21 protein-coding genes are annotated in these 22,218 nt (G+C 45.4%); 12 read left to right on the top strand and 9 right to left on the bottom strand.

All coding sequences use genetic code 11. The features are described 5' to 3' along the window. Positions 1-208 precede the first annotated feature (208 nt). Genes torA through torE form a run of 3 tightly spaced genes read right to left on the bottom strand, consistent with a single transcriptional unit; the run spans position 209 to position 4,111 of the window. Positions 209-2,671 carry a trimethylamine-N-oxide reductase TorA gene (torA, locus tag GZK95_RS05005; protein WP_075709169.1) on the bottom strand — a complete coding sequence of 821 codons (2,463 nt, stop codon included), beginning with the start codon at positions 2,669-2,671 and terminating at the stop codon, positions 209-211. 25 nt (positions 2,672-2,696) lie between these two features. After that, on the bottom strand, positions 2,697-3,881 hold the full coding sequence (torC, locus tag GZK95_RS05000) for a pentaheme c-type cytochrome TorC (RefSeq protein WP_075709168.1): 1,185 nt from the start codon (positions 3,879-3,881) through the stop codon (positions 2,697-2,699). Positions 3,882-3,931: 50 nt separating this feature from the next. Next, entirely contained in the window at positions 3,932-4,111 is a 180-nt protein-coding gene (gene torE, locus GZK95_RS04995) for a trimethylamine N-oxide reductase system protein TorE (protein WP_005450728.1), read from the bottom strand. 438 nt (positions 4,112-4,549) lie between these two features. Between torE and GZK95_RS04990 the strand changes: the two genes are divergently transcribed. Beyond that, a complete protein-coding gene (locus tag GZK95_RS04990) occupies positions 4,550-5,341 on the top strand; it encodes an ABC transporter permease (RefSeq protein ID WP_075715401.1) in 792 nt (263 codons plus the stop codon). 195 nt (positions 5,342-5,536) lie between these two features. Then, entirely contained in the window at positions 5,537-5,668 is a 132-nt protein-coding gene (locus GZK95_RS22380; RefSeq protein ID WP_263862227.1) for a hypothetical protein, read from the top strand. A gap of 40 nt (positions 5,669-5,708) precedes the next feature. On the opposite strand, the gene focA is transcribed toward GZK95_RS22380, so the two are convergent. Continuing rightward, complete coding sequence (gene focA / locus GZK95_RS04985; RefSeq protein WP_075715400.1) at positions 5,709-6,560, bottom strand: formate transporter FocA; 852 nt, start codon at positions 6,558-6,560, stop codon at positions 5,709-5,711. A gap of 383 nt (positions 6,561-6,943) precedes the next feature. Here focA and GZK95_RS04980 point away from each other — a divergent pair, with 383 nt between their 5' ends. Next, positions 6,944-7,183, top strand: coding sequence for a TIGR02647 family protein (locus GZK95_RS04980; RefSeq protein WP_075709164.1), 240 nt, complete (start codon positions 6,944-6,946; stop codon positions 7,181-7,183). A gap of 48 nt (positions 7,184-7,231) precedes the next feature. Here the strand turns inward: GZK95_RS04980 and GZK95_RS04975 are convergent, their stop codons facing one another. After that, entirely contained in the window at positions 7,232-7,666 is a 435-nt protein-coding gene (locus tag GZK95_RS04975; RefSeq protein ID WP_075709163.1) for a PACE efflux transporter, read from the bottom strand. Positions 7,667-7,753: 87 nt separating this feature from the next. Between GZK95_RS04975 and GZK95_RS04970 the strand changes: the two genes are divergently transcribed. Genes GZK95_RS04970 through GZK95_RS04960 form a run of 3 tightly spaced genes read left to right on the top strand, consistent with a single transcriptional unit; the run spans position 7,754 to position 10,115 of the window. After that, positions 7,754-8,641 (top strand): LysR family transcriptional regulator, encoded by an 888-nt coding sequence (locus GZK95_RS04970; RefSeq protein WP_075716285.1) that lies wholly within the window; start codon positions 7,754-7,756, stop codon positions 8,639-8,641. Positions 8,642-8,656: 15 nt separating this feature from the next. Then, on the top strand, positions 8,657-9,478 hold the full coding sequence (locus GZK95_RS04965; protein WP_075716283.1) for an NAD-dependent epimerase/dehydratase family protein: 822 nt from the start codon (positions 8,657-8,659) through the stop codon (positions 9,476-9,478). 49 nt (positions 9,479-9,527) lie between these two features. Then, positions 9,528-10,115 carry a YdcF family protein gene (locus GZK95_RS04960; protein ID WP_075716284.1) on the top strand — a complete coding sequence of 196 codons (588 nt, stop codon included), beginning with the start codon at positions 9,528-9,530 and terminating at the stop codon, positions 10,113-10,115. A 62-nt stretch (positions 10,116-10,177) separates the two neighbouring features. Here the strand turns inward: GZK95_RS04960 and clpA are convergent, their stop codons facing one another. Both clpA and clpS read right to left on the bottom strand, forming a co-directional pair. Continuing rightward, a complete protein-coding gene (gene clpA, locus GZK95_RS04955) occupies positions 10,178-12,445 on the bottom strand; it encodes an ATP-dependent Clp protease ATP-binding subunit ClpA (protein ID WP_075709161.1) in 2,268 nt (755 codons plus the stop codon). A 47-nt stretch (positions 12,446-12,492) separates the two neighbouring features. Further along, a complete protein-coding gene (clpS, locus tag GZK95_RS04950) occupies positions 12,493-12,813 on the bottom strand; it encodes an ATP-dependent Clp protease adapter ClpS (protein WP_075709160.1) in 321 nt (106 codons plus the stop codon). 470 nt (positions 12,814-13,283) lie between these two features. Between clpS and cspD the strand changes: the two genes are divergently transcribed. After that, a complete protein-coding gene (gene cspD, locus GZK95_RS04945) occupies positions 13,284-13,505 on the top strand; it encodes a cold shock domain-containing protein CspD (RefSeq protein WP_075709159.1) in 222 nt (73 codons plus the stop codon). Positions 13,506-13,604: 99 nt separating this feature from the next. On the opposite strand, the gene GZK95_RS04940 is transcribed toward cspD, so the two are convergent. Beyond that, positions 13,605-15,830 (bottom strand): NADP-dependent isocitrate dehydrogenase, encoded by a 2,226-nt coding sequence (locus GZK95_RS04940; RefSeq protein ID WP_075716282.1) that lies wholly within the window; start codon positions 15,828-15,830, stop codon positions 13,605-13,607. A gap of 333 nt (positions 15,831-16,163) precedes the next feature. Between GZK95_RS04940 and GZK95_RS04935 the strand changes: the two genes are divergently transcribed. The 3 genes from GZK95_RS04935 to GZK95_RS04925 all read left to right on the top strand — a co-directional run bounded on the left by GZK95_RS04935 (position 16,164) and on the right by GZK95_RS04925 (position 18,337). Next, positions 16,164-16,859, top strand: coding sequence for a pseudouridine synthase (locus tag GZK95_RS04935; RefSeq protein WP_075716281.1), 696 nt, complete (start codon positions 16,164-16,166; stop codon positions 16,857-16,859). A 318-nt stretch (positions 16,860-17,177) separates the two neighbouring features. Then, on the top strand, positions 17,178-17,936 hold the full coding sequence (locus GZK95_RS04930) for a GGDEF domain-containing protein (RefSeq protein WP_139312653.1): 759 nt from the start codon (positions 17,178-17,180) through the stop codon (positions 17,934-17,936). Further along, entirely contained in the window at positions 17,933-18,337 is a 405-nt protein-coding gene (locus tag GZK95_RS04925; RefSeq protein WP_075716280.1) for a BLUF domain-containing protein, read from the top strand. Before GZK95_RS04930 ends, GZK95_RS04925 begins: the two co-directional genes overlap by 4 nt. A 77-nt stretch (positions 18,338-18,414) precedes the next feature. On the opposite strand, the gene aspS is transcribed toward GZK95_RS04925, so the two are convergent. After that, on the bottom strand, positions 18,415-20,193 hold the full coding sequence (gene aspS, locus GZK95_RS04920) for an aspartate--tRNA ligase (RefSeq protein ID WP_075716279.1): 1,779 nt from the start codon (positions 20,191-20,193) through the stop codon (positions 18,415-18,417). Between the two features lie 309 nt (positions 20,194-20,502). Between aspS and GZK95_RS04915 the strand changes: the two genes are divergently transcribed. Together GZK95_RS04915 and cmoA are read left to right on the top strand one after the other, a co-directional pair. Continuing rightward, positions 20,503-21,369: a DUF72 domain-containing protein gene (locus GZK95_RS04915; protein ID WP_075716278.1), complete on the top strand. Its 867-nt coding sequence runs from the start codon at positions 20,503-20,505 to the stop codon at positions 21,367-21,369. Between the two features lie 103 nt (positions 21,370-21,472). Further along, on the top strand, positions 21,473-22,210 hold the full coding sequence (gene cmoA / locus GZK95_RS04910) for a carboxy-S-adenosyl-L-methionine synthase CmoA (RefSeq protein ID WP_075716277.1): 738 nt from the start codon (positions 21,473-21,475) through the stop codon (positions 22,208-22,210). Positions 22,211-22,218 lie beyond the last annotated feature (8 nt).

Below are 22,218 nucleotides of genomic sequence, written 5' to 3'. Positions count from 1 at the left end.
TATCGCGCATCGAAGCATTACACCACTGGCTTTGGTGCAAGTCTATGAGCAGCCTTCACCGCATGCGTGCAGATATCACGTTTTTCTTTGAATACTATTTTGGTACTAGATGAATGATCAACATCGTTAACCAGTAATAACAAAGGTTTGGATCAAAAAAAACCAGCCCGAAGGCTGGTTTTTAACAATGTGCAAATCAAACCGGCAATTAAGCCACTTCGATTGGACCACCGAATGAAGTCACTGGCGGTACTTTGCCTTTGAACTTCTCGAAGTCAACGATACAAGTGTTTGCAGACGTTGCTTGAGCTAGCTCAGAAGAGCCGATATCTAGCGTTAGTGTGTTTGGATCGCCGTAAGTACAGATTGCGCCCTCTTTCTCGTTAAGAGGACCATACCATGCACCTTCTTCGATACGGATAACACCACGTGGGTAGCTGTCAGTTAGTACAGCACCAGCCATTAGCTGACCACGGTCGTTAAACACGCGTACTAGATCACCATCTTTGATGCCTTTTTCTTTTGCATCAAGAGGGTTGATGTATACAGGCTCGCGACCTTGAACAGCGTAAGTTGCACGGAACTCTTCTGACTCACACATTTGTGAGTGCAGACGCTTGTCTGGGTGGCAAGATTGTAGCCAGAACGGGTGTTTATCAGAACCAGGACCACCGTGTGAACGTTCTGTCTTTTCGAACCACATTGGGTGCTCTTGACAGTGTTCGTAACCGTAACGGCCGATTTTACGAGAAGTGATCTCGATAAAGCCAGACGGTGTACCTAGTGGGTTGATCTCAGGGTCTTGGCGGAAGTCCGCGTGACGAACCCAAGGTTTACCTTCACCGAAGTCTAGTACGCTCTCTTTCCAGAACTCTGCGAATTCTGGCATTTCGAACTTACCTTTGTTCGCTGCTTTACAGTCGTTATATAGGCTCTCGATCCATTCCATTTCGCTCATGCCACGAGTGTACTCGTCGCGACGACCAAAGCGTTGAGTTAGTTCACTCATGATTTGGAAGTCAGGCTTAGATTGGAACAGTGGATCCACTAGACGATGCATCGCCACTAGACCTTTGTTCGAGTATGAACCGTATACGTCGATGTCGTTACGTTCCCACTGTGTACATGCAGGCAGTACGATATCAGAGAAACGACAAGTTGCAGTCCAAGCAAACTCAACTGTTACCACAGTCTGAAGCTTCTTGAATGCTTTCTTCATGCGGTTACGATCTTGGTGGTGGTGCCATGGGTTACAACCCGAGATCACCATCATCTTGAAGTCTGGTAGCTTAACTTTGCCGCCGTTGTAACGGATCTCTTTACCTGGTTCTAGTAGACAGTCGATCCAACGCGCAACAGGAATTGTGCGGCTGTAACCGTTAAAGTCGTTGTTGTCCCATTTTGGTTTCATACCTTGGTCAAGGTTACGAGGGAAACCGCCAGGGCCAGCAAAACCAGTTGAAGGTACACCGATACTTGAGTAGTGGTGACCGTAAGAGATACCGCCGCCAGGTAGACCGATTTGACCAACCATTGCTGCAACAACTGCTGCTGCCCAGTATGGTTGCTCACCGTGCTCTTGACGTTGGATACACCAACCCATCAGGATTTGTGTACGACCGTTTACTAGCATGCGCGCGAATTCGCGGATCTTGTCAGCTTTAACGCCACAGATCTCTTCCGCCCACTCAGGAGTCTTAACCACTTTATCTTTGGTTTCGCCTTGAACGTAACCGATAAAGTCTTCGAAACCTAGACAGTAAGTTTCAATGAACTTCTTGTCGTATAGGTTTTCGTTGTAAAGCGTGTGAGCGACAGCCAGCATGAACGCTACGTCTGTCATCGGGTTGATGTACAGGTGATCGTTCTCTAGGTAACGCTGAGTCTTGTTCTTCACTGGGTCAACAGAAAGAACATTGATTTCGCCCTTCGCTACTTTTTCTTTTAGCTGTGCTAGGTACTTGAACGACTCGTGAGTTTCACAGTTCCAACCTACTTGTAGGTTTTTCACTGGGTCGTTTGCCCATAGTACGATGTTGTCTGAGTTCTCTAGGATCTCTGACCAAGATGTACCTTGAGCGTAAACTTCTGTTGAACCTAGTACGTAAGGCATGATGGTTTGACCAGCACCAGTCGAGTAGTCACCTACTTTAGTGATGAAGTTACCATGCATACCGACTGCACGTTGCATGTGCGCTGTACAGTTGTTGAATGCACCCGTTTGGTTCCAACCAGTTTGACCTGCGTGTAGAGCCCATGGACCGTAGTCTTTTTGTACGCGCTCTAGTTCACGGTAGAACAAATCTAGTGCTTCATCCCAAGTAACACGGATGAAACGGTTGTTACCGCGAGTCTCTGCGCTGTACTTGTGTTTTTTCAGCCAGTCTAGACGCACCATTGGGTAACGTACACGTGATGGGCTGTAGATAATACCTTTGATACCGTTAAGCATCTCAGTAGGGTTCTTATCTAGCTCTAGCGGTTTGATCTCTTGAACTTTACCCGCGTAGATGTGGGCGCGGAACGCGCCCCAGTGAGAACCGGTTACTTTCCAAGTACCCGTAGTCTCAGCTGCACTAGCCGAAGCAGACGCTAATAAGCTAGGACCAATTACAGTCGCTGCACTTGTCGTTGCTACGCCTTTAAGAAAACTTCTTCGTGTAATAGCCATTAAAAATTACTCCATCCGACGCTTATTAGTGGTGACCTTCAGCGAAATCTGAAGAGTGCATTTGTAGATACTTCAGAATCAATGCTTCGCTGTCTGTGTCTAGGTTAACGAATGCAAGCATACCGTCAAACATGCCTGGCCAAGTGTTCGCATCGAAGTGCGCTTCAGCAGGTTGAGTGTGACATACTGAACAGTTAGTTTTGTATGCTTCCGCTGATTTTTCCCAAACTGGCGTGATGTCGTTCAGCATAGATTCTTTCTTGATCCATACTTTCGCTGCCACTTTCTCCCAAGGAAGACCAGTTAGTTCGTCAACTTTCTTCTCACCAGCAGTTACAACATTGCTGTCTGTAGATGCTTCTTTAAGAAGAGATGCCACTGCGATGTTCTTACCGAAGTCAGCTTGGATTACGCGACCAAAGCCCTTCGCTTTACGCCAGCCGTCAATTTCAACTTCAGCGTACTCACCGTTGTCAGCAATAACTTTTACTTCAGACGCAGGGTTTAGAAGACCCGCTTCTTTCTCGCCTTTGTCATCGAAGTAGATAGGTAGGTGACGAACACTCACTAGCGTTTGACCAACATCGTAGTTAGTGTTTGAAGCAAGTGCTTCTAGGTCACCAACGATACCGCCGATGCTATCCATACCCGCTGGAAGTTTGTGCGCGATACCTTTGTGGCAATCTACACAGCTTTGATCTTTCTCAGCCGCTTGTTTCATCTGGATGCGAGCAGTTGGAGACATTTGCTCAAAGTCCATAGAGTTGTAGTTATGACAGTTCTTACACTCTAGCGACTTGTTAGCCGAGAATCGATCCCACTCGTGTTTGGCGAGTTCGATACGGCGCTCTTCAAAAACACCTGGTTCGTCGTAGTTGCCAAATACTTGTGCAAATACTTCTTTAGATGCCTGCATCTTACGAGCGATTTTGTCTGTCCAGTTGTGAGGAACGTGACAGTCAGGACAAGTTGCGCGAACACCAGAGTGGTTTTTCCAGTGAACGGTTTCTTGTAGTTCTACGTATACGTTGTCACGCATGGTGTGACAGCTGATACAGAATTTTTCTGTGTTGGTCGCTTCTAGTGCAGTGTTAAAACCACCCCAGAAGATAACACCAGCGATAAAACCACCCATGGTTAGAACACCAAGGCTGATATGAACCGCTGGACGCGACATTGTGCGCCACAGTTTAATGATTAATGATTTCATTGCTTGCTCTCTTAAAATCTTTTCAAAAGTGTGTACATGAGCTCAACGGCTTACATGCCGTGTGCGCCAGGAGGACCAAAGAAGAACACTTGCAGTGCCCAAACAATAAATCCGTAGCCGCCTACGAACGCCACACTTAGAATTGGGAAGAGAACAACTGCAATGAAGAGGAAAGATTTCCACTCCAGTGAGCGTTTTTCACCACTCTCAATTTTGTTAACATCACTCATACATTTGCCTATCGTGTACTTAGTGTTATTTATCAACTCATCAATTAGAGCTGACTGTCCGACTGTTTCTATTAAAAATTTTAGACCATACTCTTTATAGGGTTCAATCAATTACTCCTCTACAAGCCCTTTTAATTACTACTTTTTTGAGCTCAACCAGAGATGTGTTTGATTAACAAGTCATGTGTAAAAATGCATGCATTTATGATTAATTGTTAACAGCATTTCTGACAAAACCACCCGACGAGATGCGACAAATATCACGCTAAAAACCGCCCAATTTTGCTCCATCCCCCGCCTCTAGCCAGTCTGTTGGTTATGTAATTGTTAATAATAGGTAACAAATTAAGTCTTGACGAGAAACTCGCGCAAACAAAAATCAGGGTCTAAAAACAAGCCGATTTAAGCTACAATCTCACCGATTCATGGAGAGGTGATATGTCAGCAGTCGTCGATATAGATTGGGTAGTGTTGGGGCTTTTTTTTGCCACTTTACTGATTCCATTTGCATTAAGTCGTTACTACCAATTGCAGATAGGTAAAGAGCTATTTGTCAGCGTATCCCGCATGACAGCTCAGTTGGCCCTAGTCGGAATTTACTTAGAATACCTTTTTAAAATCAATAGCTTGACTCTAAACCTCCTCTGGCTTATTGCGATGATTTTAATTGGTGCTAGCGCCGTCGTAGGAAAAGCAAGGTTACCCAAAAATAAGCTAATGCTGCCTGTGACATTAGGTCTGGTTGTCGGTTTGCTACCATTGCTGTTGGTGATCTGCTTGGCGATTATCCAACCCACCCCTTTCTATAATGCGCAGTATCTTATCCCGCTGGCGGGTATGCTGCTGGGCAACTGTCTCAGTGGCAATATTGTGGCACTGCAAAATATGTTTACCTGCCTTGAGCAGCGTAAGGCGGAATACGAAGGCGCCCTCTCTTTGGGGGCCTCGCCACGTTATGCAACCCTCCCCTTTGTGCGTGAAGCGTTGCAAAAGTCGCTTGCCCCATCACTTGCTTCAATGAGTACCACCGGGTTAGTGACACTACCGGGCATGATGACAGGGCAAATTTTAGGAGGCGCGAGCCCGATTATCGCCATCAAATATCAATTAATGATCATGGTCGCGATCTTTGTCATGCTCTCGATCTCTATTGCAATAACCCTAAGCCTGACGGTGCGTAACTGCATCCATCAGAATGGACGGGTTATGATTGCATTGAGCAAAAAATAATCAATACTATCAATTACTCACTGGGTATCTCTGATCTTATCCACAGAATCTGTGGATAAGGTTGTAGGCAGTTATTTAAAAGATCTTCCCCACCGCCGATGCCTTGTCACTTGTTTGCAATTTTCTCGGCCTAAACTTCACCAAACAACAGGCGAACATCTTCATCCCAGCTCACAGAGACAAAGGAACTCAGATATGCACTATGGAACATTTGAATCTAGCCAGACGTACCCTACTCCGCTGCCATTTGAACATGAAGATCAAAGTGACTGGTTAGTGATGACTCCAACAGAAGTTGAAACCCAAGACGATAACCCTTGGATGTAAAAAAGGCTCGCATTGCGAGCCTTATACTTAATAGAGACGATTAATGGATATCGTCACGTAGGTAAATAAGCCAATACCACATACCAACGAACACACCACCACCGATGATGTTACCGAGTGTGACTGGAATTAAGTTGTTGGTGATAAAGCCCATCAAATTAAGATCGGCGTAGTCAGCGATATTTGCCCCTGTCATTTGCCAAAACTCTGCCGGTGCAAAGGTTTTGATGCCAATAGCCATTGGTACTTGAAACATGTTAGCAATACAGTGCTCAAAGCCCGCCGAAACAAACATTGCCACTGGCAAGATCATCACCATGATTTTGTCGGTCAGTGTCCGTCCACTAAAGGTCATCCATACCGCGATACAGACTAGAACGTTACACATTATGCCGAGCGCAACCGCTTGGAAAAAACTGTGGTGTAATTTGTGTTGTGAGATCGCCATGGCATTGAGCCCAACTTCACCATGACCAAACATATATTGTTTGGTCACCAACATACACGCAACAAGTAGCAGAGCACCAATTAGGTTACCAATATAGACAACCAACCAGTTTTTAAACAGCATACCCCAAGAAATTTTGCCACTCGCGCGCGCGACCAGCGTCAATACCGAACTGGTGAATAGCTCGCCGCCAGTAACCACAACGAGAATCAAGCCTAAGCTAAATGCGATACCACCAATCAAGCGACTTAAGCCCCACGCCATTTCTGACGTGCCGGTAGTTACAGTGGTATAGAAAATAAACGCGATGCCAATATGGATGCCTGCCGAAATCGCTAGCAGTAATGATTTAGTCGGATCTTTGGTTGCTTTGCCTAGGCCAATTTCAGCGGCCCGCTCAGCCATTTGCGGTGGTAACAGAGAGTCAAATTGATTCAAGTTCATGATCGGTTAACAATTTGATGCGAGTAGTAGGTGGTCGCGGATAATCCTCCTAAATTTGGCATTATTCAAGCCCTATTTTTGTCGTTAACTAAAAATGTTTGTAACGCGACTAATTACACATAGTTTTACGCAAAATGTGACGGCTAAATTCGCCAAACCAAAAATGCAATACCTTAAAATTATTTAATATTTACAACCATTTAGATAAAACCATAATGTATAATGTTGGCATTTTCTTCGCTTTAGGCTAATTTTTCATAATAAAGTGGTTTGTTATGCAAAATTCTACTTTTATGGGCTGCCTAACAAATCTCGCTTGATTACGTTGTTTCATCACAGCATTCGAAGTAATTTGAACGGGTACTAACTATAAGGAACAAACCATGAAATATTTGCCAGAACATCTTTCTGATTTAAATTTGCTACTGCAATTCGATCTTAGTAGCGCAGCTACTGGCATTAAAGTTCACAGCGACGCATCAGAGGAAATGCAACAAGCTGTGGCACGTCTATATGAGAAGGGGCTATGTACACTACCTGATGGTGGTTACTTAACTGATGAAGGTATTCAAGTTGCCGAGCACGCAGATAAAATTCTGCGCGTTCTCAGCAGTCGTCACTAATCCAAACGCAAAAGAGCACCTAACGGTGCTCTTTTGTTATCTCTCTCGCTATACCATCGCATTCGCTTTGCGATTAAACAACCACTTGTATGGCTGAACGCGGTCATAAGCCCAGTTGAATCCCGTCGCGTAGAAAAAGAAGAAGATCAAAAATCCAGCTTCTATTAACACAGCTCCCCACAGACTAATCTGTAAGAACCATGCAATAGTTGGTACGGTAAAGAAGATTAACCCACCTTCAAATCCAAAAGTATGACCCACTCGCTTTGCCAATGAACGGTTGCTTCTATCACTGCCAAACCAACGGTCAAACAGAATGTTATAGAAGTAGTTCCAAACCACGGTAAACAGGCTCATACCAATTCCGACAATCGCTAATTCCCCAGTTGCATTACCAGTTAGCAGGGCGGCTGATGGGACAATAATCGCCAAGGCAATCGCTTCAAATGTGATGGCATGGAAAATGCGCTCTTTAGTTTGCATTGTGTTTCTCTCAATGTTCTGCAATTTGCACTTATTATCATCTGTATTTATGATGGCAAAAAGTTAGGTACCATCTTAAAAAGTGATATGTTTAGCATTGACCAGTTAGAAGCTTTTGTGACCACCGTTGAGCAGGGTTCGTTTTCTGCCGCTGCACGTCACTTAAACAAAGTGCAATCCGCGATTAGTCAGCACATTATGAACCTCGAGATCGATTGTGGTGTCGAGCTCTTCGATCGAGCTGGTCGCTATCCTATCCTCACGGCGGATGGGCAAAGACTGCTGCCCTATGCCAAAGCCTCATTGATCCAGCATCGTAGGCTATTTCACTGCGCCAAACAGCTAGAGCAAACTTCTCATCAAGACATTACTCTCGCCATTGATGAGGGCATCCCGTTAACTCAGTTGTCACAAGCGCTGAAAGATGTGATTAAGCGCTACCCGACTCTACGTTTTGAGTGCTTAGCGGCATCGAGTATTGATATTCGTCAGCTAGTGATTGATCAACGCGCTACGATGGGGATCATGTTTAGTGAGGCCTCTTTAGATGACAACGTCGATTTTGAAGGTCTTGGTGGTGTCGAGTTTGATGTTTATGTCAGCAAAGACCATCCACTTGCCACCGAAACCATACCTCACCTAGATATGCTTCGATTACATCGGCAAGTCGTGATACGCTCAAAAACCAGTGAGATGAGTAGTTTTCAACAAGCCTTTAGCCCAGATGTGTGGTTTGCTGATAGTTACTTTATGTTGATGGAGCTTGTCGCTAGCGGCTTTGGGTGGGGCATGCTGCCCAAACATCTTGCACAAAGTGATATTGCAAGCGACAAACTCATTCGCTTACGCTCTCAATTTGAAAATTTGGCGTGGCAAGCCAATATTGATGTTATTCAGCATCAAAGTGTCAATAGCTGCCCTGCACATAACTACTTTCGTCAAAGGCTGAGAGAGTTACGCGATGCAAGCGAGTAACAATAGGAGCGCTACATGAAACGAATCGGAATCGTCGGCGGCGGATGGCTAGGTCTACCCCTTAGTCAATATCTTGCCAACTTAGGTCATAGCGTTGTCGTGACCAAAACCTCATTGGAAGGTGCCAAACAAGCATCGACATCCGATATACCGGCTATTGTCGTCGACCTTGCTCAGGGCGCTTCATCAGCCGCCTCCGCCTTTGCCTCTTTCCAGCCGCAAATGCTTATTGGTTGCTTTCCCCCAGGGTTTCGTCGTGGTAATGGCGATGAGTACGCTCAATTTTGGCAACATCTGGTTGATGCGGCAAAAACGCTCAAAGTTGAGAAAGTGGTGATGGTCAGTTCAACCACCGTGTATCCAAATCGAGCTGAGAGTATGTCGGAAGAGATGGCGACGCTGGCGCAAGCTCAAAGTAGCGATCAGTTCTCGACCAATGCGCTCATTATGTTGCAAGCTGAACAAGCGCTGATTGATAGTGGTATCGAGTTTGCTATCGTCCGTTGTAGCGGATTAGTCGGTCCAAATCGCCACCCTTCCCGTTTTGTCACCCATTTAAAACAAGTGAGCGATCAGGCCCCTGCCAACATGCTTCACCTCACAGATGCGATTGGTAGTGTCAGCTATGCTGCTTTTCATATCGATAACCAAGTGGTCAATGCCACCACACCCAACACCACCAGCAAGGCGGAGTTTTACCGCACTGCTGTTGAACGCAGTGGTCAAGCGCTCACGCTCCCCCCGCTTGTGCATGATGCAGACAAGCATATTCGCGCTGACAAACTAAGCGAACTGGGTTACAAATTTCATTTTCAGCATACGCTTGAAATCATCTAGAGAGGCAAATGTGAAACTCTATCAGCACATTGAAACACTGTGGCACTATATGCAACTTGACCATCAGATTGAGCAAGCCGATTGTATTCTGGTATTAGGTAGCAATGACGTCCGTGTTGCGGAACATGCCGTGGCTTTATATCAGCAAGGTTTGGCCGACAAGCTCCTGTTTTCAGGCGGCTTAGGACGACTGACCGAAGGCGTATTTGAGCAAAGCGAAGCCGACACATTTGCCGCCATCGCGCGAGATATGGGTGTACCGAGTCGCGATATTATTATCGAAAACCAATCTACGAATAGTGGTGAAAACGTTCAGTTTAGTGCTGAACTATGTAACAAGCTCAATTTGGATTTTCGCCGCTTTATTCTGGTGCAAAAGCCCTACATGGAAAGACGAGCCTACGCGACATTCTTAAAACAGTGGCCGCATACTGTCGACTATGTCGCCGTTAGCTCGACGAAACAGACGTTTGCTGACTACTTCAGCGAAGATATCGAGTTGTTTACCGTTGTTGAGGCCATGTTAGGCGATTTTGAGCGTATTAAGAACTACCCAGCAAAAGGGTTTCAAGTGGAGCAGCCAATCCCTGAAGCCGTAGAGTTGGCCTATCAGGCTGTCAAAGCACATCTTAACTAAGTTGGCACGGGATAAAAAAAGCCAGAGCATTTTGCTCTGGCTTTTTAGTTTCATCTCAGTGATTAGTGCACAGGTTCCGCTTCTTTATCAAATTGGAACTTAAGCTCGTCACCTTTCAAGGTAACACGTACCGTGCCACCATCGACTAATGAGCCAAACAGAAGCTCGTTAGCCAGCGGTTTCTTCAACTGCTCTTGGATAACTCGTCCCATTGGACGTGCACCCATCGCTTTGTCGTAACCTTTCACCGCCAACCATTGGCGAGCTTCATCGGCCACTTCCAGAGATACACCACGTGCATCCAACTGGGCTTGTAGCTCAACAATGAACTTATCAACAACTTGAGCAATCACTTGCTCATCTAGGCTATTGAACCACATGATGTTGTCGAGACGGTTACGGAACTCTGGAGTGAATACCTTCTTGATTTCCGCCATCGCATCAGGCGCATGGTCTTGTTGAACCAAGCCAATTGAACGTTTTTCTGTTTCCTGCACACCTGCGTTGGTGGTCAGAACCAGAATAACGTTACGGAAATCGGCTTTGCGTCCGTTGTTATCAGTTAGCGTACCGTTATCCATAACTTGCAGCAGCAAGTTAAAGATATCTGGGTGCGCTTTCTCAATCTCATCCAGCAATACCACTGAGTGAGGATGTTTGATCACCGCGTCAGTCAACAAGCCACCTTGGTCATAACCAACATAACCTGGAGGCGCACCAATCAAGCGGCTCACAGAGTGACGTTCACCGTATTCCGACATATCGAAACGCAGCAGTTCAATGCCTAGCAGTTTAGAAAGTTGTACTGTAACTTCCGTTTTACCGACACCCGTAGGACCTGCAAACAAGAACGAACCCACTGGTTTGTTTTCTGCACCTAAGCCTGCACGCGTCAGTTTGATCGCTTCCGTGAGTACATCGATCGCGCCATCTTGTCCAAACACCAGCATCTTCATCTTCTGATCAAGCGTTTGCAGTACTTCTTTATCAGACGAAGAAACCGATTTTTCTGGAATACGCGCCATCTTCGCGACCATCGCTTCGATATCTGCAACACCGACCGTTTTCTTACGGCGACTTGCTGGTGCAAGGCGACTTCTCGCCCCTGCTTCATCAATCACATCAATCGCTTTATCTGGCAGATGACGCTCATTGATATACTTGGCTGATAGCTCTACCGCAGCACGCAGCGCTTTGTTGGTGTAACGCACTTCGTGGTGGGCTTCGTATTTAGGCTTAAGACCGATTAGGATCTTAGTCGTATCGTCAATCGAAGGTTCAACTACATCAATTTTCTGGAAACGACGTGACAATGCACGCTCTTTCTCAAAAATGTTGCTGTACTCTTGGTAAGTCGTCGAACCGATACAGCGTAACTTACCACTACTTAGTAGCGGTTTAATTAAGTTCGCGGCATCTACCTGACCACCCGACGCCGCGCCCGCACCAATGATGGTATGAATTTCATCAATAAATAGAATCGCGTCATCTTCTTTTTCAAGCTGCTTCAAAATAGTTTTGAAACGCTTTTCAAAATCACCGCGATACTTAGTACCCGCCAGCAGCGAACCGATATCTAATGAGTAGATCACGCTGTCTTTAATGATCTCTGGCACTTGTCCTTCAACAATGCGCCATGCTAAACCTTCCGCAATTGCAGTTTTACCTACCCCAGCTTCACCCACTAACAGCGGGTTATTTTTACGGCGGCGACAAAGCACTTGAATTGTTCTTTCAAGCTCTTTGTCACGTCCGATCAATGGATCAATCTGACCTTTCTTCGCAACTTGGTTAAGGTTAGTGGCAAAACTCTCGAGACGTTCTTCACCGTTTGCCTCTTCCGCAGGCGCTTCGTTGCTGAATGAATCAGAGGAAGATTCATCGTTTGATCCAGAAGCTTTGGTAATGCCGTGAGAAATAAAGTTAACAATATCTAAGCGGCTAACATCGTTTTTCTTCAAAAGGTACGCCGCGTGAGACTCTTGCTCACTGAAAATAGCCACAAGCACGTTAGCGCCAGTCACTTCGCTGCGTCCAGACGATTGAACATGGAATACGGCGCGTTGTAATACACGCTGGAAGCTCAATGTCGGCTGGGTTTCACGAGTTTCGTCGTTTTCAGGAATTAAAGGGGTGGTTTGATCGATAAATACGTCAAGCTCGTTGCGTAAGGCATCAATATCAGCTTGACAGGCTGCAAGCGCGTCTCGAGCAGCGTCGTTCTCTAGTAACGCTAGCAGGAGGTGCTCGACAGTCATAAACTCATGTCTTTTATCTCGTGCGCGAGCAAATGCGCCGTTGAGACTCGACTCTAACTCTTTATTCAGCATAAGGACCTCCTAAAAGAACAACCTAATTGTAATTGTTCGGCCAAGCTTTAAGCTTGTTCCATTGTGCACAGTAGTGGGTGCTCATTTTCCTTTGAATACATTGTAACTTGGGCTACTTTCGTTTCTGCTACTTCTGCGGTAAAGGTGCCACAAACAGCTTTACCTTCATAGTGAACCTGAAGCATCACTTGTGTTGCTTTGTCTATATCCATTGAAAAGAAGCGCTCAAGAATTTCAATCACAAAATCCATTGGCGTGTAGTCGTCGTTGTTTAACACAACGTTGTACATCGACGGCGGTTTAACCGCTGTTTTCTCTAACTCCAGTAGATCTGAGTCTGGAGTTACCCATTCAAAATGTTTGCTCATGATACGTATTGTTTAGATAGTTTCGCTGTTATTTTAACACTTCGCTGTACGGAAAAGATGGATAAATCTCTTAATAAGAGCAAAAAGCACAAGCAGTTAAAAACGCCCATACTTAGAGACTAATCTAGCAATTGTATCGCTGCAAATAAAACATTTCTTTCTTTTTACACATCTTACGAACGTAAAACCGAAACTGATTAAATTAACAACAAAAGCCTATCAATCTTCTCACTTTTTGATGCTACCACAGTAAACGCGGTTATTATAATGTAAAAGATGAAGCAAGTTTGTATTCAAATATTTAGCAAGTAATACCTTTTTACTATTGACTGTGCTCGCGCATTGACTACTCTGGAAAATAAGTGATTGAAATTTCGGCAGCGCTTGAATGGATATTCACTTAGCGAATTGGCGTACAGGAGTGCAGCCAATCAGGTAACTAACAACTATATGCATGAGGGATGTATAGCATGGCTACAGGTACAGTAAAATGGTTTAACAACGCCAAAGGATTTGGTTTTATTTGTCCGGAAGGGGAAGACAGTGATGTGTTCGCACATTATTCGACTATCCAGATGGACGGTTATCGTACTCTGAAAGCTGGCCAACAAGTAGTGTTCGAAGTAGAAGAAGGTCCTAAAGGATATCACGCTAGTGTAGTAACGCCGCTGGAAGCACTGCCAGCAAAATAAACGCTGCCGATGTAGAACAATGAAACCCGCCAACAGGCGGGTTTTTTACTTAGAATTTATGCATTATTAGGCTCAGCGACAGCCGAGCCTATTCAACCACTAACCATTGATGATCGCATTTAAGGTTGCACTAGGACGCATCAACGATGACGCCTTAGCAAACTCAGGCGCATAGTAGCCACCCAAATCGCCTTTCACACCTTGAGCATCATTGAGTTCAGTCACGATCTTATCTTCATTACTCGCTAACGCCTCAGCAATCGGAGCAAACTGTGCAGCAAGATCTGCATCGGCAGTTTGTGTTGCCAGCGCTTGAGCCCAGTATGTCGCGAGATAGTAGTGACTACCACGGTTATCAAGCTCACCCACTTTACGTGAAGGAGACTTGTTGTTATCCAATAACTCCCCTGTCGCTTTATCCAGAGCATCCGCCAACACTTGCGCTTTCGCATTACCTGTCACGGTGCTCAAGTGTTCTAAAGATGCCGCAAGCGCCAAGAACTCACCTAGCGAGTCCCAGCGTAGGTGGTTTTCTTTTTCCACTTGTTGCACGTGCTTAGGAGCAGAGCCACCAGCGCCTGTCTCAAACAGACCACCACCATTCATAAGTGGCACAATTGAGAGCATTTTCGCCGATGTGCCCAACTCAAGAATTGGGAATAGATCGGTTAGGTAGTCACGTAGAACGTTACCCGTGACTGAAATCGTATCCAAACCTTCTTTGATACGAACTAACGAGTATTGGCAAGCTTCGACAGGTGCCAAGATCTTGATTTCTAGACCGTCAGTATCATGCTCTGGCAGGTAAGCATTCACTTTCTTGATTAGTTCAGCGTCGTGCGCTCGCGCTTCGTCTAACCAGAACACCGCTGGCGCACCAGTGGCACGAGAACGCGTCACTGCAAGCTTCACCCAATCTTGGATTGGCGCATCTTTAACCTGGCACATACGGAAGATATCACCTTCCTCTACTGCTTGTTCAAGCAACGTATTGCCATTTGCGTCGACCACACTAACGGTACCCGCTGCATCTAGAATAAACGTCTTATCATGAGAGCCGTATTCTTCCGCTTTTTGTGCCATTAGACCAACGTTTGGCACACTGCCCATAGTAGTTGGGTCAAACGCACCATTTTCTTTACAGAAGTCGATGACCGCTTGGTAGATTCCTGCATAGCAGCGATCTGGGATCAGAGCTTTAGTGTCTTTCTGCTTACCATCAGGTCCCCACATTTGACCAGATGCTCTTAGCATGGCTGGCATTGAGGCATCGACGATGATATCGCTTGGGACATGAAGGTTAGTAATGCCGCGGTCAGAATCCACCATCGCCAGTGGTGGTTGCTTTTCATAAACCGCCAACAGTGCCGCTTCAATTTCTGCTTTTTGTGCTTCCGGCAAGGTAGCGATCTTGGCATAAACGTCACCAACGCCATTGTTCACATCAACGCCAAGCTCGTCAAACAGCTGGCCGTATTTGGCAAACACCTCTTTGTAGTACACCTTCACCGCATGACCAAAAATCACCGGATCCGACACTTTCATCATGGTGGCCTTCATATGTAGAGAAAGCAGCACGTCTTGCGTTTTCGCTTCTTCAATTTGCTCTTCAAAGAAGGCAATCAAAGCTTGCTTGTTCATCACTGAACTGTCGATAATTTCTTTATCTTGCAGCGCAAAAGGCGCTTTCAACTGCTTCGCTGTGCCGTCTTGACCAACAAACTCAATCGAAACTTTTGTCGCGCCATTGATGGTGGTTGATTTCTCGCTACCGAAGAAATCTTTGTCACTCATACTGGCAACATGGGACAAGGAGTCTTTTGACCATGCGCCCATAGAATGTGGATTTTTCTTAGCGTAGTTCTTCACTGAAAGTGGCGCACGACGGTCAGAGTTACCTTCACGAAGTACTGGGTTAACCGCACTACCTTTGATTTTATCGTAAGTAGCTTTAATGGCTTCTTCTTCGTAAGTACGTGGCTCTTCAGGGTAGTTTGGTAAGTTGTAGCCTTTCGCTTGAAGTTCTTTAATTGCTGCGTGCAACTGAGGCACGGAAGCTGAAATGTTCGGTAGTTTGATAATATTTGCATCGGGTGTTGTTGCGAGCTCACCTAGCTCAGCAAGAGCATCACCGATGCGCTGTTCTTCAGTCAAATGCTCTGGGAAGTTAGCAATAATTCGCCCAGCAAGAGAGATATCACGAGTATCAACGTCAATACCTGAAGAAGCTGTAAATGACTGGATAATTGGCAATAGAGAGTAAGTCGCTAGAGCTGGTGCTTCATCAGTGATGGTATAGATAATTGTCGGTTTTTCTGTAGGCATGAAATTTCCCTATTGTTCAACCAAAGCCTGTCGGATGAATGGCTCTGGGTTTGTGGTCGCTTACAAGCTAATGCTTCATCCCCTCACTTGTCGCGATTTGTCTGTCTCTTTTTTATCTCTGCAAGCGTACGAGCAGAGTCCATGAGATCTATATCCAAGCAAACGTTTCTGGAGCTTGCATAGTTATAATTAAACAAAACCAAGATAATAGTCTATTATCGTGTACAACATTGTGTGCGCCAATCCAGAATTTGGCGCGCAAATAATAGCTTAAACCGTAAAACCTTTAAACCGAACAATACATTTTATTTACAAAATTGCAGGGTAGTTAACATGCAGGCACGTTCAAGTCGTCCGTCTTCAAATAAATCCACTCAACGTACGACAAAACGTTTCAAACAATCAGACAAGTTCGGTAAGCCCAACCAGAGCTCTTCTTCTAGACGCAAGAAAAGCACTTCAAACAAGCCAAGAGTGAAGCCTGAAGATCGGAAGGTGATTGTCTTTAACAAGCCGTTTGACACCCTCACCCAGTTCACCGATGGTGACGGCCGTAAAACCCTCGCAGACTTTATTTCTGTTAAAGATGTCTACGCTGCTGGTCGTCTTGATCGCGATAGCGAAGGCTTGTTAGTGCTCACGAATGATGGCATCTTGCAAGCCAAACTGACTCAGCCGCAATCTAAGTCTCCAAAAACCTACTGGGTTCAAGTGGACGGCGCCCCAACAGAGGCTGACTTAGACAAACTGCGTCAAGGTGTCGAACTGAAAGATGGCATGACACTGCCAGCAAAAGTCGACATCATGCCTGAACCGCAAGTGTGGGAGCGCAATCCTCCAGTGCGTTTTCGCGCAAACATCCCTACAACTTGGTTAGCCATTACCATTATTGAAGGCCGTAACCGCCAAGTGCGTCGAATGACGGCTCACATCGGCTTTCCTACTCTGCGCTTAATTCGTTTTTCAATTGGCGATATTGCACTTGGCGATTTACAGCCGGGAGAGTGGAAAGAGATAAAACTGCCTTAAAAAAGCTTAGAGAAAACACTTCGGCTGGAGGGAGGCATTGGCGCCCTCTGGCTAAAACAGACTATCTGCCATCGTTATACGCGCTTGTCGCCTTGTCTGTAGACCAAGACATTCTCGCTGAACCAAACACCTTGACGTAACTCGGGTAAACACTGCATTCACTTGCACTAAAATGAGACAAAAGACACATTTTTCAATGCGATAACCCCTATTAAATAAACTATCCGTTGATATTTTATTCCGGCTATCCCATTCGCTCATTAGCCACACTATACTCAAAATGTTGCATTATTGATGCTAGTCATGTGGGGAAAATAGGTGGAGAAGACGTACTCCAAATTTGGCGGTACCATAGAGAGTGATTTAGTCAGACAAGCCTCAAGGATCAGGCTTTATTTGGCTGAGCAATTACCCGATCTTGAACTCAACGACATCTGTTACGCTTTTGATGTGCTCTGTTATCTAATGAGCGACGTAAGTTGCGAGCAAAAACTCCTCAATCAAAACCATATTACTAACCGCACTATCGATAAAAAAATCGATATCTTACACCACACCGCACGATTTGCTTTTAACTTAACGCTTGATGGCCAAACCTATCAAAAGATGGGATTAAGGTATATCGAGTTGATTGAGTTTAACACTGGCATCATGAAAGATTTCAGCATCAAAGACAGTTTAACTGGGGCACTCTCTTTTGACTATTTGAAGTCGCTTGACAAACGCCTTTCTCAAGAGAGTTTCCTGTTGTTTTTCTTTGACTTAGATAACTTTAAACAGTTGAATGATCGCCACGGGCACGAAGTCGGCAACCAGACATTGCAAGCGTTTTCAAAAGTGCTGATTGAGTCTGTCCGTGTGAGTGATTTTGTTTTTCGCTACGGTGGCGATGAGTTTGTCGTCATTCTACTCAATAACCATATTGAACCTCACCAACTCACGGAACGAGTCAGTAGACAGTTGGGAAATGACATCCAATACAGTGTCGGTTGGACATACAACAAAGATTTCGACCTGTTCAAGACCATCAAGATTGCCGACTCTTTGATGTATAAAAACAAAAGGAAACGTCGATGAAGTTTATTTTATACCGCAGTCACGCCACGCTTGGCAGTATAGATATCAACACGCTACTCAAAGCCGCAATAGAAAAAAACGCCAAACTTAATATCACCGGATTTCTTATCTCCCATTCTGGAGGCTTTATTCAATATATTGAAGGGGAGAATCACGTGATTGATGAGCTATATAAAGTGATCGCATCCGATACAAGACACAGTAACGTCACCACCTTATTGGAATCCGAGCTCACACAACGAATGTACCAAGAGTGGGAAATGGGACATGTCTTTATTGAGGATGACTCGATCATCGATATGTTGCAGCGCTCAGACGGTTTGCAATGGTTTGACTACCTCAAGCAACGGACACTGTTTCTCTACCCACACGACTTTATTAAACAACATTCTCAAGCCTAGTATTAAAGGCGCTGTGCACTTAAACGAAAAAAGCCACTTCAAGAAGTGGCTTTTAGCTATTTGATTAGCAACGTTAGTTACTCTGCAGCTTTCTCTTTTGCAACCGTTACAGCAATTGCTAGCTCTTCAAGTGCTGCTGGGTTTGCAACGCTTGGAGCGTCTGTAAGTAGACACGCCGCCGCGGTAGTTTTAGGGAATGCGATAACATCACGGATGTTTTCAGTACCACATAGCAGCATCACTAGACGGTCTAGACCGAACGCAAGGCCTGCGTGTGGCGGTGTACCAAACTTCAGAGCTTCTAGCAGGAAGCCAAACTTCAGTTTTTGCTCGTCTGCATCAATGCCTAGGATATCAAATACTGCCGCTTGCATTTCAGCGTTGTGAATACGTACAGAACCACCGCCCACTTCGTAGCCGTTTAGAACCATGTCGTAAGCGTTAGAGTTTGCAGATGCAGGGTTCGCTTTTAGTTCTTCAGCCGTTAAGCCTAGAGGCGAAGTGAATGGGTGGTGCATCGCATGTAGGTTGCCTTCGTCGTCTTCTTCAAACATTGGGAAGTCAACAACCCATAGTGGCGCCCAAGAGTTCTCGTTAGTCAGACCTAGATCTTTACCTAGTTTAAGACGTAGAGCACCCAGTGCTTCAGCAACGATGTTTGCACGATCTGCGCCGAATAGGATGATGTCGCCAGATTCAGCTTGAGTGCGATCTAGAATGCCGTTGATCACTTCTTCGCTTAGGAATTTAGCCACTGGAGATTGGATACCTTCCATGCCAGCTGCACGGTCGTTAACCTTCATCCATGCTAGACCTTTCGCGCCGTAGATACCGACAAACTCTGCGTAGCCGTCGATTTGCTTACGAGTTAGCTCAGCACCACCTGGTACACGGATAACCGCAACGCGACCTTTCTCATCGTTAGCTGGGCCAGAGAACACTTTGAAGTCGACATCTTTCACAAGATCTGCAACATCTACTAGCTCTAGTGGGTTACGTAGGTCTGGCTTATCAGAACCAAAACGACGGATCGCTTCGCTAAATGGCATTACAGGGAACTGACCTAGGTCTACGTTTAGTAGCTCTTGCCACATATCGCGAACCATGTTTTCAGTCACTTCACGTACTTGCTCAGCCGTCATAAATGACGTTTCAATATCGATCTGAGTGAACTCTGGTTGACGGTCAGCACGTAGATCTTCGTCACGGAAACACTTAACGATTTGGTAGTAACGGTCAAAACCAGACATCATTAGCAGCTGTTTAAATAGCTGTGGTGATTGAGGTAGTGCGTAGAAGCTGCCTTTGTGTACACGGCTTGGTACTAGGTAGTCACGAGCACCTTCTGGTGTTGCTTTAGTCAGTACTGGCGTTTCAATATCTAGGAAACCGTTGTCATCTAGGAAGCGACGTACAAAGCTTGATGCTTTAGCACGTAGTTTGATGCGATCACTCATTTCTGGGCGACGAAGATCTAGGTAACGGTATTTTAGACGTTGTTCTTCAGAGTTCTTTTGGTTGAAGTCTAGAGGTAGAACGTCGCTGCGGTTAATGATTTCAAGACCTGTAGCCAGAATCTCAACTTCACCAGTCGCCATGCCAGCATTTACTTGGCTGTCAGGACGTGCGCGAACTTCACCAGTTAGTTTGATACAGAATTCATTACGTAGTTGCTCTGCTACTTTGTAAGCATCCGCCATATCTGGATCGACAACTACCTGAACAACGCCTTCACGATCTCGCATATCGATAAAAATAAGACCGCCTAAATCACGACGGCGATTAACCCAGCCGCATAGTTCTACAGTTTGTCCTGCAAGGGACTTGTTCAGGTGACCACAGTAATGGGTACGCATAATGAAATTCCCAATCTCTCTAAATATTGATAATACTGTCTGCTAAGAGGAAAAATATTAGCAGACCAAAGTTCCATTTATACGCTGAAAGCCGCACAAAATCGACCATTCAGCATACAATTTATTGCGATTTACTCTCTATTGATGCTTTTTAAACCAGCAAAAGGGTAAAAGCCCATCAATAGTAAAAATTGGCAGCGATTATAGCGTAAGATATAAGCTTGAGCGAGGATTGTTAAACCCGCTTTAACTAGGAATTTTTAGCAATTTGATTGTCGCGGCGAAACAAGGAAATTAAACAGAATCAAGATGACTGACCTACCCCTTCGACTTGGTTTAACCATGTGGTCACATAATCAGTGGCAACAAAGCTTCTACGGCAGTGGCACTAAGCCCGCTGAGAGGTTGGAAAAATACGCCAGTGTCTTTCATACCGTGGAAGGCAATACGACCTTTTACGCCACACCGAATCTCATCACAGTACGTAACTGGTATGCGGCTAGTCATGATAACTTTCGCTTTACTTTTAAACTACCCAAGGCCATTACCCATCAGCAAATGCTCAAAGGTTGCCAAGCCCAGTTAAAGGAATTTATGCATGTGATGGCCCCATTACATGAACGAATCGGTCAATGGACGATTCAATTGCCCGCAGCGTTTACACCCGCTGACCTGCCGACACTGCAAAAATTTTGCGCTCTGTTTCCACCAAATTTTCCACTAGGCATTGAGGTACGTCATCTTGGTTACTTTGCCAAAAATGAGGATGAAAAACGCTTCAACCATTGGCTTATCGAAGCGGGAATTGATCGCATTATTATGGACAGTCGACCGGTGTTTGCCGCTGAGCCAAACAATGAAGTGATCATTGATGCCCAGCAGAAAAAACCACGCGTCCCCGTACACGCAATCTCAACGGCTAACCACCCTATGATCCGTTTTATCGGCCATCCAGAGCTCGATGCGAACCTCTCTTTTTTTAAACCTTGGTTAACTAAGCTGCCTGAGTGGATAAACCAAGGAAAACAGCCTTATTTAATGATTCACACCCCTGATAATGCCTTGGCTCCAGAGTTAGCACTCCAACTCTATAAAGCGCTAGCAGACAAGGTAGCACTCTCGCCACTCGCCCTTTTCCCTGCGATAGATGGGCAGTCGCAAATCAGTATGTTTTAACTGGCGTTATTGATTGGCTTGACGCAACACATGACATGGGCGCGAAATTTTCATAAAATACGCGCCCTTTTAGTGCTGGCTGTAAGTAGCAAGAGATAGAACGATGAACCCAAAGAGCAACCCTGATACCATTTTTTCGGCGCCAATCGACAAAATTGGTGACTTCACGTTTGATGAACGTGTCGCGGAAGTCTTTCCCGATATGATTCAACGCTCTGTCCCGGGCTATAGCAACATTATCTCCGCCATAGGCATGTTGGCAGAACGCTTTGTCAAACCCCACAGCAATGTCTATGACCTTGGTTGCTCTCTAGGAGCGGCGACACTGTCGATGCGTCGCCATATCCAACAAGAAGGCTGCAAAATTATCGCTGTCGATAACTCCTCTGCGATGGTGGAACGCTGTAAGCTTCACGTTAATGCTTACCGCAGTGACACACCAGTTGACGTTGTTGAAGCTGACATTCGTAACATCGAGATTGTCGATGCATCTGTGGTGGTATTGAACTTTACGTTGCAATTTTTATCACCAGCGGATCGCTACACACTATTAGAAAAGATCTATGCGGGGCTTCGACCTGGTGGCATTTTGATTCTGTCTGAAAAGTACGTATTTGAAGATGCGATTGCTAATGAACTGCTGATTGATCTGCACCACGACTTTAAGCGCGCTAACGGCTACAGCGAGTTAGAAATCAGCCAAAAACGCAGTGCAATTGAAAACGTAATGCGTCCAGACTCAAAACGAGAGCACAAAGAGCGCTTTGCCAAAATTGGGTTTAGCAGCTTCGATGTATGGTTCCAGTGCTTTAACTTTGGTTCAATGTTCGCGATTAAATAGCGAGCGAC

This window comes from Vibrio panuliri (assembly GCF_009938205.1).
Classification (GTDB): domain Bacteria; phylum Pseudomonadota; class Gammaproteobacteria; order Enterobacterales; family Vibrionaceae; genus Vibrio; species Vibrio panuliri.
This window is presented reverse-complemented; position numbering and strand designations above follow the sequence as displayed.